The organism is Polyangiaceae bacterium (assembly GCA_015075635.1).
GTDB lineage: Bacteria > Myxococcota_A > Polyangia > Polyangiales > Polyangiaceae > JADJKB01.
In genome coordinates this window covers 891,127-904,937 of record JABTUA010000001.1, presented here as the reverse complement: position 1 = coordinate 904,937, position 13,811 = coordinate 891,127, and the positions used below count along the sequence as shown (strand labels likewise).

Below are 13,811 nucleotides of genomic sequence, written 5' to 3'. Positions count from 1 at the left end.
TTCCCGATATTTTCAATAGACTGGGCCCCCGTGCGTAAGCCCGCGAAAAGACCGGGACCCACTGACGGCGAGCTGTACCGCCGCGGGGTCGCGATTGGGCTCGTCGGCGTCGCCGCCGTGGCGCTAGCGACCGGGCTGCGCGCGGGACCGGTCGCCAAGGCGACCTCCTTCTTCCGCCGCTTCGCCACCCCGCAGGCCGCCGCCGCACCAGCCGCGGCGGCGCCGGAGCGCGAGCACCTGGTCGCCGAGCGCATCAGCGACGAGCTGCGCAAGAAGGGCTTCCACGAGTGCTTCCCCCACGATCCGATCGGCCTCGGACCGTACACGCCGTTCAAGAACGTGAGCATGGGCCGCATCGCGATCCCCCAGGTCGGCGGGCATACGTCCGGGATGGGCTACGACGTGCTGATCCAGTTTCACGGCCACAGCCCGGTGCGGAAGACCTTCGTGCAGGTCTCCCGCGGCACGGTCTACGTCGGCATCGACCGCGGGCTCGGCAGCGGTCCCTACTCCGACGCCTTCGGCAAACCGGACGTCTTCCCGGCGTTGCTCAAGTCCATCGAGGCCGCGCTGAAGAAGCACAGCGGGGACTCGCGCGCGCACATCCGCCACCTGGCGCTCTCGGCTTGGAGCGCTGGCTACGGCGCCGTGAACGAGATCCTCAAATACGGTGACGACCGCATCGACGCGGTCGTGCTCCTCGACGGGCTGCACGCCGCCTGGAACCCGGCGGCTCGCTCCCACGACGAGGGCCTCTCGTCGCTCAGCAGCTTGCCGCTGGGACCGACGTTCCGTTACGCAAAGCGCGCTGCGAGCGGCGAGAAGCTGTTCGTCTTCACGCACTCGGAGGTCGTGCCCGAGACCTATCCCTCCACGCGCCAGACCGCGGACCTCTTGCTCGCCGAGCTCGGAGTGGCTCGGACCGCAATTTCCCCGGGGGAAGAGCGCTTCGGCCAGACCTCCACGGCGGACCAGAGGGGCTTCCACGTCTGGGGCTTCCGGGGCGCCAACGAGCACGCGCACTGCAGCCACATCCCGCACATCGAGCGCGTGCTGCACCTGCTCGAGGACACCTGGCAAACGCCGGCCATGGATCGCAGCGTGCCCTTCACTCCCGCGCCGGTGCTCGGGCTGCCGGACGGCGGCAGCGAGCCGAGCGTCGAGGCGCCCGCGGCAGCGGGTAGCCCGCTCGCCGCCGCGCTCGGCGTCGAGCCCGAACGGGTCGAGCTCTTGCCACGATCGGCGCCAGCTGAGGAGCCGGCGACTCCCCGCGAGAACGAGGTACCTTCGCCACCCAAGCCAGAGGCACCTGAGCTCGAGCGCCCCGCGCTCGAGGAGTGATCAACCGCCGATGGCGTAGAGCACGCCTTCGCCGGTCCCGACGAACAGCCGTCCGTCTTCGGCGATCGCCGCCGGAGCGTAGATGGCGCCGTCCGGGTTCTCCCAGCCGCAGTTCTTCCCGCCCGAGCTCGGTCCCGAGCCGCCCGCGCGCTTCGAGTCACCCAGGAAGAGCTCCCAGGCGACCTTGCCGCTCCCGGCGCGGAGCGCGTACACCGAGCCGTCGAAGCGCGGCAGGTAGACCAGATCACCCGCGACCGCCGGCGACGACCATTGCGGGAAGAAGCAGCGCCCGATCTCCTCGCGGTACGACGAGCGCCCGGTTTTCGCGTCGAGCGCGGCCACGTCGCCGGAGTAGGGCTCCCCGTAGATCAGCCGATCGGCGACCAGCACCGGCGTGGAGCGCAGATTCCCCCACTGGCCGGGTCCTTTGGCCTTCCACTTCACCGCGCCGGTCTTCTTGTCCAGGGCGTAGACCGCGGGCAGATCCTCGTAATAGGTGTCCCGCCCGAAGGGCACGTAGACCAGATCCTTGCCGACCACCGGCGGCGAGTACACCTCGATCGCCTCCTCCGGACCCTGGTTGTTCCAGGCGGCGCGCTTCACCTGCTTCTTCCACGCCGGCTTGCCGTCGAGGCCGAGCGCGGCGACGTCGCCGCCCTGCGAGGCGACGAAGATCTGGCGTCCGTCGCTGGAGGCGCCGCCGCGGATCGCGCCGGTGAGCTGGAGCTTCCACAGCTCCTTGCCGTCCGGGGCAGCGAAGGCGCGCACCCAGCCGCCGGCGTCGCCCACCACCACGCGGTCGCCGACGATCAGCGGGTGCGTGTACATCTTGCCCATGCCTCGGGCCTTCCACGCGACCTTGCCGGTCTTGATGTCGAGCGCGTACAGGTGCTCGTCGTCCGAGGAGGCGAACACGTGCGTCTTGGTGGCCGCGACGCCGTTGGCGTCCTGCGCGAAGTGCGCGAACCAGACCCGCTTGCCCTTCGCAAAGTCGAAGGCGTACACGCCGTCCTTCGGATCGGGCTTGTTGTGAGCCGTCCCCGAGCTCGGCGCGATCACCAGCGCCTTGCCGAGCACGATCGGCGAATTGAGCCACGACATCACGCCCACCTCGGCCTTCCACAAGATGCGCGGCTGGCGGATCTCCGGCGCGTTCGTGGCGCCACTGCGGGCGTTGTCGCCGTGAAAAGTCGCCCAGCCGCTGGCGCTCGAGACGTCCACCGCGATGGTCGGCTCGGGCTCCTTCGCCTCGGGCTCGGGGGTCGCCGGCGGCACTTCCACGATCGTGGGCGCGGGTGCAGGAGCGCCCTCGGCAAGAGTGGGCTCGTTACCGGGCCGCGCGGGCAAAGGCCCGCTGGCCGATGGTGCCGCTCCGGTGCAAGAGAGGGCGGAGAGCGCGAGTAGCAGCGACCAAGTGCGCATGCGGAAGACGACAGCGCCGCCCTTGTCGCCCGTCAAGAGTTCAGCTTGTGCTCGCCGGGCCGAGGGATATGCTGGGACGGTCCAGGGGGTCCGTTTTCAGCGGATCCGAGGGAGGACGATGCGGTCATGAGGGACCGTGCAAGAACCATTTGTGGCAGCGGTGCGAGCAGCGAGCCTGGAGCCATCGCGGCGATCAACGAAGCCATCACCCAAGCGAAGGCTCAGCTCGGCGGAAAAAACGCCGACCTAGCCTTCGTGTTCGCGTCGCCGCGCCACGCCCTGGCCGAGGCCTTGGGCGAGGCGAAGCGGCGACTGCCGCGGGTGGATGTGGTGGCCTGCACGACCGCCGGGGAGATCACCGAGCGCGGCCTGACCCGCGGCGGAGTCTCCGTGATGCTCGTCGGGTGGGGCGAGGCCGCACACCTCGCGGCGGGGCGCGGCGCCCCTCACGACGACATCCCAGCGCTGGCCCAGGCCCTGGGCGGGCGCTTTCTGGAGCACAGCCCGGAGCGCGCCAAGTACGCCGCCTGCGTGCTGCTCGGGGACGGCTTGTCCCCAGCCTTCGAGAAGCTCGTGCTCGAGTTGCGCAAGTCGCCGCGCCACCGCCACCCCATCGTCGGGGGCGGCGCCGGCGATGACGGACGCTTCGTCAGCACCGCGGTCGCCGTGAACCAGCAGGTCTTCCGCGGCGGCATGGCCTCGGTGCAGATCACGTCCGCTCACCCGTGGGGAGTCGGCGTAGCTCACGGCCTGACGCCGACATCGGCGCGCATGACGGTGACGAAGGCAAAGGGCAACGTCGTGCTGGAGATCGACGAGCGCCCGGCGCTCGACGTGTACCGCGACTACGCCAAGGCCCAGGACCTCGACTTCGATCGCCTCGACCTGCCGCAGTTCCTGGTCGAGAACGAGCTGGGCGTGCTGCTCTTCGAGGACGTGGTTCGAGTGCGCGCGCCGCTCCGCGTGCTGCCGGAAGGGGCGCTCTTCGTCGCAGGCGAGGTCCCGGAGGGCTCGACCGTGTGCCTGGTGCGAGGCTCGCAGGATGACGTCATCGCCGCCGCCCAGAGCGCTGCCGAGGACGCGAAGGACGCCCTGGGCAGCGTGCAACCCGCCGGCATCCTGCTCTTCAGCTGCGTGTGCCGCGGCATGGTGCTGGGCCCGCGTTACGCCGAGGAGATCGCCGCCATCCGGGCCGTGTTCCCGGATGTTCCCATCGCTGGCTTCTCCAGCTACGGCGAGGTGGCGCGCACGAAGAGCCGCCTGGACGGCTATCACAACAACACGATCGTGGTCGCGGCGATCCCGGAGTGAGGCTCAGGCTCGACTTCCGCTGACTTGGCACGAGCAGATCTCGGCCTGCCACTGAGGCCAATCCCCACGAGATTACCGGCGAGGCCGGCGCGCCCCCGCTGCCGGGTGGGAGTACTCGCCCGGCGCCCCTGGTCGGCTCTCGACGGGAACCCCCAGGAGAGGCGCCGCGCAGCAGCACTCGCGGAGCACGAAAGAGCGAACCCCGAGTTAGCCGAACGGCAGCGCGGAGAGATCGACGTTTCCTCCGGAGATGACCACGCCGACCCGGCCGAGGCCCGGCATGGAGCGGAACACGTCGGAGAGCGCGGCCGCCACCGAGACCACCCCGCTCGGCTCGACCACCAGCTTCATGCGCTCCATGACCAAGCGCATGGCGCTGACGATCTCGTCGTCGCTGACGGTGACGATGCGATCGACCTGATCGCGAATGATGGGCCAGGTGTAGCGCCCGAGCCCGGCGTGGAGCCCGTCGGCGATGGTGTGCGGAGCAACCTGCGGGACGAGCTCACCCTTCGCCTTGCTGCGCGCGGCGTCGTCGGCGCCCGCGGGCTCCGCGCCGAGCACGGCGACACCGGGCCAGAGCGCCTTGACCGCGACGGCGATGCCGCTCACCAGACCGCCGCCGCCGATGGGGGCGACGACGGCTTCGAGCTCCGGCACTTGCTCGAACAACTCGAGCGCGACGGTGCCCTGGCCGGAGATCACGTCCGGGTGGTCGTAGGGCGGGATCAGCGTGGCGCCGGTGTCTTCGCAGACCTCCCGGGCCGTGCGCTCGCGCGCGGCGAGCGTGGGCTCGCAGGGAACGACGCGCGCGCCGTACCCGATCACCGCTTCGCGCTTCACCGCCGGGGCCGAGGTCGGCATCACCACGTGGGCGGGGATGCCGCGGAGCTTCGCGGCCAGCGCCAGCGCCTGCGCGTGATTGCCGCTGGAGTGCGTGACCACACCCTTTCGCGCGACCTCGTCCGGCAAGCGCATCACCGCGTTCATGGCGCCGCGGATCTTGAAGGCGCCCACGCGTTGCAGGTTCTCGCACTTGAAGAACAGCTTGCGCCCAGCCAGACGGTTCAAGGTCGAAGAGGTGAAGATCGGCGTCTGGTGCGCGTGGCTCGCGATGGTCTCGCGCGCAGCGCGGATGCTCTCGAGGGTCACGGAGTAATCGGTCATGCGAGCGGGAAGCTAGACCGCGAAATGAAAAAGGGCACCCGAGATCGTCTCGGGTGCCCACGGTGCTCTGCGTCAATTCGCGACCGTTGCGCCGCGCGTCACGCAGCGCCGTGCGAAGTCTTCTTCGCGCTGTTCTTCTTCGCGCCCTTGCCGTGCTTCGCCTTGTTCATCAGGCGCAGCACCTTCGCCTGCTCGCTGGGCTTCAAGATGCCGCGGATCTCCGTGACCTGACGCTTCTGGATCTCCGCGAGCTTGGTCCTCTGCGCGTCCATACCGTCGATCGCGGCCTTGTAGGCGTTCTCGTCGGTGCTGTTCGACTGGTTCAACTTCTGCAGCGCCTCGCGGTGCTTCTTCATCTCCGCCTGCACCGGCTCGCGTTCGGTCCGGTACTTCTTCATCACCGCGATCACCCGCTTGGCGCGCGCTTCGTCCACGCCTTCCTTCTTCAGCGCCTCCAGGATCCGCGCTTCGCGCTTGGCGGCGTCGGGCTTGGACTGCGCCTTCTTGCCGGCCTTGGCGGCGGCCGGAGGCTTCGCGGGGCGCGCTTCGGCGAAGGCGGGCGCGGCGAGCAAGCTCAGGGCGAGGGCGGTGGCGAGGACTTTGAGGGGACGCATCTGGTTTTTCTCCTGTCGGACCCGGTTCGTGTCGAGGTCTCGAACCGCACATGCCGGGCCGGGAGTGCCCGTTAAGGTCCTTTCCACTACAGTGGCAGCGGATGAGCGCCGCGAACCCCGAAAAGCAGGAGCAGATCGCGCGACTCGACCAGGGGTTCACGCAGGCGGTCCCGCACAACCGCGCGCTCGGCTTGCGCTTCGTGGACTTCGCCGACGGCGAGGCCACCATCCTCCTGCCCTGGGCGCCGCACTTGGTGGGCAACCCGGAGACGGGCGTCTTGCACGGCGGCGCCATCACCTCGCTGCTCGACGCGACCTGCGGCGCCGCGGTGTTCATGAAGCTGGGCGAGCCGATGCCCATCGCCACGCTGGACCTGCGCATCGACTACCTGAAGCGCGGCGAGCCGAGGCGCGACGTGACCTGCAAGTGCACCTGCTACAAGGTCACGCGCCACGTCGCCTTCGTACGCGGCCTGGCCTACCACGACAGCGAGGACGACCCGATCGCCGCGGCCTCCGGCAGCTTCATCATCCAGGGGCGCGGCCGCCCCATCGTGGGCAAGGAGCGCGCGTGAGCGAGCTGGTCCGGCGCATCGGGGACGCCAAGGCCAGCGGCGACTACCGCGTGCTCTTGGACATGATCCCGTACGCGCGCTGGCTGGGCATCGACGCCGAGGTCGTGGACGGCGAGCTGCTCGGTAAGCTCGTGTTCACCGACCCACTGATCGGCAACCCCGTGCTCCCGGCGCTGCACGGCGGGACCATCGGCGCGCTGATCGAGTCCACGGCCATCTTCCGCCTGTTTTGGGAGGCGGAGACGGTGGTCATCCCCAAGACCATCAACCTGACGGTCGCTTACCTGCGCTCCGGCAAGCCCGTGGACACCTTCGCGCAGGCGCACATGACCAAACACGGTCGCCGCGTGGCCAGCGTCTGGGTCGAGGTGTGGCAGGAAGACCGCGAGCGACCCATCGCCACCGGCACGGTCAACCTGCTGATCGAGCCGCTCGAACAGTAATCACGGGTCGAGCATGAAGCCCACGCGCAGACCGCCGCGCAGGAAAGACGCCGGCGCGCGACCGCCGCTCTCGAAGTAGCGCTCGTACGCCACGGCCAGGCCCGCCCAAGGCAAGAAGCCCCGGGTGCGCAGCGCCGCCACGCCGATGGTGCCTCCCACGCGAACGCCATAGCTGAAGTCCTGATCATCTGCCTGGAAGAGCGCGACCGGCGCGACCTCCGCGTCGTAGTGCCAGGAGACGTCGTGGAAACGCACGACGAAAGGGATGGCCGGGAAGTAGTTGATGGCGAGCTGGGTCGGTCGCACGTTCGGGCGGATCATCGCGCCGCCCCCGAATTCCGCGCCCGCGAGCAACGTGACCGCGCCACCGAAGCCCCAACCCGGCAAAAGGCGCGCGGTGCCGCCACCACCGAAGGTCCAGTCGCCCTCCGTCCGGCGCAGCTGCAGCATGCCGCCAGTCTCCAGGCTCAGCGTGAAGCGATTGCGATCCGTCTGCCGCCCGATGAAGTCCGGCTCCGGCTCGACGTAGAACGGGCAATCGACGCTGGCGCGGTCCATCGCGTGGTTCAGAGCGCCGAGCTGTCGTTCGACGAAGAGCGCCTCTTTCGTGTCGCCGTCCAGCTCGCGACCGGCGCGTGCGAACAGCGCGCGCGAATCGCCGAGCTCACGAGCGCGGCGCTCCAGCTCGGTCCGCGCCTCGATGCGCGCCGCCGGATCGGCGCGACACACCGACTGGAGCGTCGCGGGCAGCACCTCCTCGTAGGCGCGCCGATCCACGAACCAGCCGAGGCTCTGCTCGACGCTGACGATGCGCTCGACGTCGGCCAGGAGCCCGCGCGTGTCCTCGCGCAGCGCCTGGGCGCTCCCGCTCCAGACCAGCGCCGCGAGCCCGAACGCGAGAGCGCTTGCCCCCGGCGCCGAACCGAGCCAACTGCCGCCCATGGAATTTCCCACTTGGTCCGCGCTCTGCCTTCTGTGTCTCTCTTCCGCGGGCTGCTCCGACGAAGACGAGACGAAAGCTAGGGCAAAGCCAGTGCTGGCGCCAGTGAGCGGCACGGCCGCGCCGTTCAACGACGCCGTCACGGGTCGCATCGATGGGGCTACGATCGGTGTGCTCGAGCACCCGGACATGAAGATGACGACCGGCGCCGACGGGCTGTTCTCGTTCGACGGCATCTACTCCGGCGAAGAGGTCACGCTGGTGCTGGAGCACCCGAGCTGGCCCACCACGCAGACCGGCACGCACCTGGTACCCGAGGAGGGGATCGAAGACCTGACCTTCCAGGTACCGACCAAGCCGATCTACGACGCGCTCGCCGCCATCGTGCAGATCACGCCGGACCCCACCACGTGTCAGATGGTGACGACCGTCACGCGCAAGGGCGGGACCATCCTCGCTCCCGGAGCGCACGGCGAGGCTGGCGTGACCGTCAGCCTGGCGCCGGAGCTGCCGAAGGAGCGCGGCCCGGTCTACTTCAACGCCAGCGTCATCCCGGACAAGAGCCTGACCGAGACGAGCGAAGACGGCGGCGTGCTCTTCACCAACGTCCCCCCGGGCGAATACGTGTGGAGCGGCCACAAGTCCGGCGCCGCCCTCGGCGACGTGAAGTTCAAGTGCCGCGCTGGCGTCTTGGTGAACGCCTCCCCCCCGCGCGGCATGAACGTACTGTGACTCAGAGGTAGTCGCAGGGCGTGTCGCACTCGTTCAGCAGGCACAAGACAGCGCCGTTGTAGTTGGAACCGCCGGCGTTGTGCGCCGCGATGCAGGCCTGCATGCAGGTGCTGTTGATGTCGGTCTGATCCGGGCAAGCGCGCGCGCAGGTCACGAAGTCGCTGCAGTCCTTGGAGCCCGCGCAGTCGCCGACCGCCTTGCAGCACTTCTGCGCGAGGCAGGCCTTGCAGTCGGCGGTCTGCCCCAGATCGCCGCAGCTCGCGGCGTCGCCGCCGGCGCTGCCGCCGCTACCGGCCACGCCGCCGCTGCCGGCCGCGCCGCCGGTCGTCCCAGCCGCGCCGCCGGTGGCCGAGCCCGCTGCGCCGCCCGTTCCACCAGTCCCACCCGTGGACGAACCGCCGCCGTCATCGTCGTCGCCGCACGACATGACGGCCCCTGCCGCGAACACCGCCAGCACCCAAGCGCGCCTGAACATCTCGTTTCTCCCTGAAGCGGCCCGAGCGCGAGCCGAGGAGCATCCTAGCATTTCCGATAACCCGCGGAATTTTCGCGCGCGCTCGACAGTCTCTCAAGATCTTCCGATCAAGAGCCGCCGTTTGCGCTATGGAAGGCGGGTCGGACGACCCCCTCGCCGCGTTTGCCGGTGAGCCGATCCGTCGCCGGCCGCGCCTCGTGCGCGTGGAGCCCTGATGCTAGTCGCCATCCCTAGAGAGGTGCGCCCCGGCGAACGCCGCGTGGCCGCCACCCCCGAGACCACCGCTCGCCTGAGGAAGCTCGGCTTCGACGTCGCCATCCAGAGCGGCGCCGGGGAAAAGGCCTCCTTCGCCGACCAGGACTACGAAAAAGCCGGCGCCCGCGTGGTGACCGACGTGGAAGAGCTCTGGTCGAGCGCCGACATCGTGCTGAAGGTGCAACCCCCGGAGGAGCACCCGGAGCTGAAGCGGCACGAGGTCGAGCTCCTGCGCGAGAAGCAGACCCTCGTCAGCTTCGTCTGGCCGGCGAAGAACAAGGAGCTGATCGAGCGCCTGGCCGCGCGCAAGGTCACGCTGATGGCCATCGACCAGGTGCCGCGCGTGACGCGCGCGCAGAAGATGGACGCGCTCTCGTCGATGGCGAACATCGCCGGATACCGCGCGGTGATCGAGGCGGCCAGCTTCTACGGTCGCTTCTTCACCGGTCAGATGACCGCGGCCGGCAAGGTCCCCCCGGCCAAGGTGCTGGTCATCGGCGCCGGCGTCGCGGGCCTGGCCGCCATCGGCGCCGCGCGCGGGCTCGGCGCCATCGTGCGCGCCTTCGACACGCGCCCGGCGGTCAAGGAGCAGGTCAAGAGCATGGGCGCCGAGTTCATCGAGGTGAGCCTGGTCGAAGACGGCACCGGCGAAGGCGGCTACGCGAAGGAGATGAGCGCCGAGTTCATCGCGGCGGAGATGAAGCTCTTCGCCGAGCAAGCGCGTGAGGTGGACATCATCGTCACCACCGCGCTCGTGCCCGGCAAGCCCGCCCCCGTGCTGATCACCGAGGCGATGGTGAACAGCATGCGCTCCGGCTCGGTGATCGTGGATCTGGCGGCGGAATCCGGCGGAAATTGCGCCGTGACCCACCCCGGCGAGGTCATCGTGCACCAAGGGGTCACGGTCATCGGTTACGTGGATCTTCCCAGCCGGCTCGCGCCCACGGCCAGCCAACTCTACGGCACCAACCTCACGCACCTGCTCGCGGACATGGGCGGCGCCAAGAGTTGGCACGTCGATCTCGACGACGAGGTCATCCGCGGCTCGCTGGTCTTGCTGGAAGGCGAGCTGATGTGGCCGCCACCGAAGAAGCCCGAGCCCGAGCTCAAGAGCAAACCCAAGAACCCGCCGAGCACCATCCCGCCGCCGGAGGCGAAGAAGCTCGAGGCCGCGCAGAAGAAGCCCGAGCCCAAGAAATCCGGGACCCGCTCCGCCATCGCGCTCCTGTGCATCGGCGCGGCGCTCGCGGCCCTGGGTCTGGTGGCTCCTGCGAGCTTCCTCGCTCACTTCACCGTGTTCGTGCTGGCCTGCTTCATCGGCTGGCAGGTGGTCTGGAACGTCACACCCGCCCTGCACACTCCGCTGATGAGCGTCACCAACGCCATCAGCGGCATCATCCTGATCGGCGGCATGCTGCACGTGTCCGGGCCCATCGCGGCGCCGGTCACGCTGGTCGGAGCCATCGCCGTATTGATTGCCACCATCAACATCTCCGGAGGATTCCTGGTCACGCAGCGCATGCTGCGGATGTTCCAGCGGTAGCGCGCCATGCCCCAGAGCCTTCAGAACATCGCCTATCTCGTCGCTGGCGTGCTCTTCATCCTGAGCCTGGGGGGGCTTTCGAAGCAGGAGTCCGCGCGGCGCGGCAACGTCTTCGGCATCGTGGGCATGCTCATCGCCCTGATCGCCACCGCCGCCAGCCCCAGCGTGACCGGCTACGGCGTGCTCGCCGGCGCCATCGGCATCGGCGCCGTCATCGGCGCGGTGCTCGCGGCCCGCGTCGCCATGACCAGCATGCCGCAGCTGGTGGCCATCCTGCACAGCTTCGTCGGCGCCGCCGCCGTCCTGGTGGGCGTTGCCAGCTTCCTGGATCCGCCCGACGATCTCACCGGCGCGGAGGCCGTCATCCACGAGGTCGAGGTGTTCCTGGGCGTGTTCATCGGCGCCATCACCTTCACCGGCTCCGTGGTCGCGTTCGGCAAGCTCCAGGGCTTCATCCGCAGTAAGCCGCTGCTCCTGCCGGGCCGGCACTGGGCCAACCTGGCCATGCTCGCCGCCTCGCTCTGGCTCGGCGCGCAGTTCCTCGCTGCGCCCGAGCAAGGCGCGCTCCAGCCCCTGTTGATCATGACCGCCATCGCCTGCGTCCTGGGCATCCACCTGGTGATGGCCATCGGCGGCGCGGACATGCCGGTCGTCGTGTCCATGCTCAACAGCTACTCGGGCTGGGCCGCCGCGGCGGCAGGCTTCATGCTCGCCAACGACCTGCTCATCATCACGGGCGCCCTGGTCGGCTCGAGCGGCGCCATCTTGAGCTACATCATGTGCAAGGCGATGAACCGCTCGATCGTCAGCGTCATCTTCGGCGGCTTCGGCGCCGAGGAAGGCGCGGCCCCGGCCAAGCGCGCCGGCGAGCCCCAGGGCGAGGTCGTCAGCGTCACCGCCACCGAGACGGCTGAGCTCCTTGCCGCCGCCAAGAGCGTGGTCGTCGTGCCCGGCTACGGCATGGCGGTCGCCCAAGCCCAGTACCCACTCTGGGAGGTCGCCAAGCTGCTGCGCGATCGCGGCGTGAACGTGCGCTTCGCCATCCACCCGGTCGCCGGTCGCCTGCCCGGGCACATGAACGTGCTCCTGGCCGAGGCCAAGGTCCCCTACGACATCGTGCTGGAGATGGACGAGATCAACGAGGACTTCCCCCAGACGGACGCGGTCCTGGTCATCGGCGCCAACGACATCGTCAACCCCGGCGCCCTCGACGACACCTCCAGCCCCATCTACGGCATGCCGGTGCTCGAGGTCTGGAAGGCCAAGACCTGCGTGGTGATGAAGCGCAGCATGGCGAGCGGCTACGCCGGCGTGGAGAACCCCCTCTTCTTCAAGGAGAACACGCGCATGCTCTTCGGCGACGCCAAGAAGACGGTGGACGCGATCCTAGGTGATCTCCGCACCGCCACCGGCGCGAAGGCGGCGTAGCCAACGCGGCGGACTTGCGGGAGGGCGGTCCGCCCCAAGGGGCAGCCCTAGAATTGGTGCTGGGAGGAAGCGCCAGCGCGCGCCGCAACGACTCGTCGGGGTGTGACTGCGCCATGCGCGAAGCCTGGCTCGATGGCGCCCCCGCGACCGACGCCAGCGTCGTGCACCAAGCCGAACGGTGCTCGGGTCCAGCGGACGCATCCTTCTACTTCAACTACGACGTGCTTGGCAGCGCCGGCGCCGCTGGCACGTCCAATCGATGAACCGCCCCCTCGACGCCGAGCGACCTGCACTACTCACCTTGCACCCGCCGCTGTTGCGCCTTGCCTACTGACGGCTTGACGCTCGGCGTTCACAGGTGAACGCCGTTCGCCACGCGGCCGGAGCAGCCCCGCGCCGGAGCACCCTCGCCGCGCCGGGCGGCGACTCACCCGCCGCGCTTGAGCTCGGTGAGCACCAGCTTGCTCACGGCCTTCAGCGTGTCGAACACGCCCATGCCGGAGCGCGCGTTGGCCTCGAAGTCGGGAACGCCGGTCGGGTTCAGCAGCTGGCGCAGCTCCTCCACCTCGACGGCGTTCGGGAGGTCGCGCTTGTTGTACTGGATCACGAACGGGATCTTCTCGAGCGAGTAGCCCTGCTCCGCCAGGTTGGTGCGCAGGTTGTCCAAGCTCTCCTGGTTGGCCTCCAGGCGCTCGATCTGGCTGTCGGCCACGAAGATGACGCCGTCCACGCCCTTCAGGATGAGCTTGCGGCTGGCGTCGTAGAAGACCTGGCCCGGGACCGTGTAGAGGTGGAAGCGGGTCTTGAAGCCGCGGATCTCACCCAAAGACAGCGGCAGAAAGTCGAAGAAGAGCGTGCGTTCCGTCTCCGTCGCGAGGCTGATCATCTTGCCCTTCGCGTCTGGATTCGTGCGCTCGTAGATGTACTGCAGGTTCGTCGTCTTCCCGCAGAGGCCTGGCCCGTAATAGACGATCTTGCAGTTGATCTCCCGAGCCATGTAGTTGATGAAACTCATCGGCGGGGCCTCTCCTCAGTCGTTGAAGAGGTTGTCGATGTCTTCATCGGTGATTTCGGCGAATGGCGAGTCGGCCCCCGGCGCCGCCACCTTCGAGAGCAGCGCCTCGAAGATCCGGTTGAGCTCGTCCGTGGCCTTGCGCACCCGAAGGCGCACGAGACCCAGGCTCGATTTCGCGTCGAAGATCACCACCAAGATGACGCGGTTCCCTACGAGCTGAATGTGGATGTTCGCCTTCTCCCCCTCGTGGAACTGAGCTGCGAACTCGTTCTCACGCAGGAGCTTGGCGATGCCGCCCGTAGCGGCGATGTTGCCCGCCGTCAGCGAGGCAAGCGACGTCGTGTCCAAGTTGTCGACGTCGCCAGCTGCTGCGATGAGCTGACCGTTCTTGTCGACGATGAAGACGACCCTGGCGTTCGCTTCCTTCACCAGGCGGTCCACGACCGTCTGGATCTGGTTGAACTCCTCTTCGTACATCACCATCTGCGGGTTAACCATCCGAACCTCCGCAAGCCGCCCGCGTTCTCTTCACGAGCGCCGCCCACGCGTG

Annotated in this window: 15 protein-coding genes; 8 read left to right on the top strand and 7 right to left on the bottom strand. The window is 68.8% G+C overall.

Features of this window, described 5'->3' with window-relative positions; genetic code table 11:
* Positions 1–30: 30 nt before the first annotated feature.
* The gene (locus HS104_04205; GenBank protein ID MBE7479182.1) at positions 31–1,341 is read left to right on the top strand and encodes a hypothetical protein; all 1,311 of its coding nucleotides are present in this window, start codon (positions 31–33) and stop codon (positions 1,339–1,341) included.
* Here the strand turns inward: HS104_04205 and HS104_04200 are convergent, their stop codons facing one another.
* Positions 1,342–2,616, bottom strand: a complete 1,275-nt coding sequence (locus HS104_04200) for a PQQ-binding-like beta-propeller repeat protein (GenBank protein ID MBE7479181.1) — start codon at positions 2,614–2,616, stop codon at positions 1,342–1,344.
* 273 nt (positions 2,617–2,889) lie between these two features.
* Here HS104_04200 and HS104_04195 point away from each other — a divergent pair, with 273 nt between their 5' ends.
* Complete coding sequence (locus tag HS104_04195) at positions 2,890–4,074, top strand: FIST C-terminal domain-containing protein (protein ID MBE7479180.1); 1,185 nt, start codon at positions 2,890–2,892, stop codon at positions 4,072–4,074.
* Positions 4,075–4,281: 207 nt separating this feature from the next.
* Here the strand turns inward: HS104_04195 and HS104_04190 are convergent, their stop codons facing one another.
* Together HS104_04190 and HS104_04185 are read right to left on the bottom strand one after the other, a co-directional pair.
* Positions 4,282–5,241, bottom strand: a complete 960-nt coding sequence (locus HS104_04190) for a pyridoxal-phosphate dependent enzyme (protein MBE7479179.1) — start codon at positions 5,239–5,241, stop codon at positions 4,282–4,284.
* A gap of 98 nt (positions 5,242–5,339) precedes the next feature.
* Positions 5,340–5,855 carry a periplasmic heavy metal sensor gene (locus HS104_04185; protein MBE7479178.1) on the bottom strand — a complete coding sequence of 172 codons (516 nt, stop codon included), beginning with the start codon at positions 5,853–5,855 and terminating at the stop codon, positions 5,340–5,342.
* Positions 5,856–5,956: 101 nt separating this feature from the next.
* Between HS104_04185 and HS104_04180 the strand changes: the two genes are divergently transcribed.
* Both HS104_04180 and HS104_04175 read left to right on the top strand, forming a co-directional pair.
* Positions 5,957–6,430 carry a PaaI family thioesterase gene (locus tag HS104_04180; GenBank protein MBE7479177.1) on the top strand — a complete coding sequence of 158 codons (474 nt, stop codon included), beginning with the start codon at positions 5,957–5,959 and terminating at the stop codon, positions 6,428–6,430.
* 62 nt (positions 6,431–6,492) lie between these two features.
* Positions 6,493–6,873 carry a PaaI family thioesterase gene (locus HS104_04175; protein MBE7479176.1) on the top strand — a complete coding sequence of 127 codons (381 nt, stop codon included), beginning with the start codon at positions 6,493–6,495 and terminating at the stop codon, positions 6,871–6,873.
* Here HS104_04175 and HS104_04170 read toward each other — a convergent pair whose 3' ends face one another.
* Complete coding sequence (locus tag HS104_04170; GenBank protein MBE7479175.1) at positions 6,874–7,815, bottom strand: hypothetical protein; 942 nt, start codon at positions 7,813–7,815, stop codon at positions 6,874–6,876.
* Positions 7,816–7,906: 91 nt separating this feature from the next.
* On the opposite strand from HS104_04170, the gene HS104_04165 reads away from it, so the two are divergent.
* Entirely contained in the window at positions 7,907–8,545 is a 639-nt protein-coding gene (locus tag HS104_04165; protein ID MBE7479174.1) for a hypothetical protein, read from the top strand.
* A 1-nt stretch (position 8,546) separates the two neighbouring features.
* Here HS104_04165 and HS104_04160 read toward each other — a convergent pair whose 3' ends face one another.
* Entirely contained in the window at positions 8,547–9,020 is a 474-nt protein-coding gene (locus HS104_04160) for a hypothetical protein (protein MBE7479173.1), read from the bottom strand.
* 214 nt (positions 9,021–9,234) lie between these two features.
* On the opposite strand from HS104_04160, the gene pntA reads away from it, so the two are divergent.
* Genes pntA through HS104_04145 form a run of 3 tightly spaced genes read left to right on the top strand, consistent with a single transcriptional unit; the run spans position 9,235 to position 12,509 of the window.
* Positions 9,235–10,818: a Re/Si-specific NAD(P)(+) transhydrogenase subunit alpha gene (gene pntA / locus HS104_04155; GenBank protein MBE7479172.1), complete on the top strand. Its 1,584-nt coding sequence runs from the start codon at positions 9,235–9,237 to the stop codon at positions 10,816–10,818.
* Between the two features lie 6 nt (positions 10,819–10,824).
* Positions 10,825–12,246: a Re/Si-specific NAD(P)(+) transhydrogenase subunit beta gene (pntB, locus tag HS104_04150; GenBank protein MBE7479171.1), complete on the top strand. Its 1,422-nt coding sequence runs from the start codon at positions 10,825–10,827 to the stop codon at positions 12,244–12,246.
* A gap of 56 nt (positions 12,247–12,302) precedes the next feature.
* Positions 12,303–12,509, top strand: coding sequence for a hypothetical protein (locus HS104_04145; GenBank protein ID MBE7479170.1), 207 nt, complete (start codon positions 12,303–12,305; stop codon positions 12,507–12,509).
* A gap of 164 nt (positions 12,510–12,673) precedes the next feature.
* On the opposite strand, the gene HS104_04140 is transcribed toward HS104_04145, so the two are convergent.
* Both HS104_04140 and HS104_04135 read right to left on the bottom strand, forming a co-directional pair.
* Positions 12,674–13,261 (bottom strand): GTPase domain-containing protein, encoded by a 588-nt coding sequence (locus HS104_04140; protein MBE7479169.1) that lies wholly within the window; start codon positions 13,259–13,261, stop codon positions 12,674–12,676.
* Between the two features lie 15 nt (positions 13,262–13,276).
* Positions 13,277–13,759, bottom strand: a complete 483-nt coding sequence (locus HS104_04135) for a roadblock/LC7 domain-containing protein (GenBank protein ID MBE7479168.1) — start codon at positions 13,757–13,759, stop codon at positions 13,277–13,279.
* Positions 13,760–13,811 lie beyond the last annotated feature (52 nt).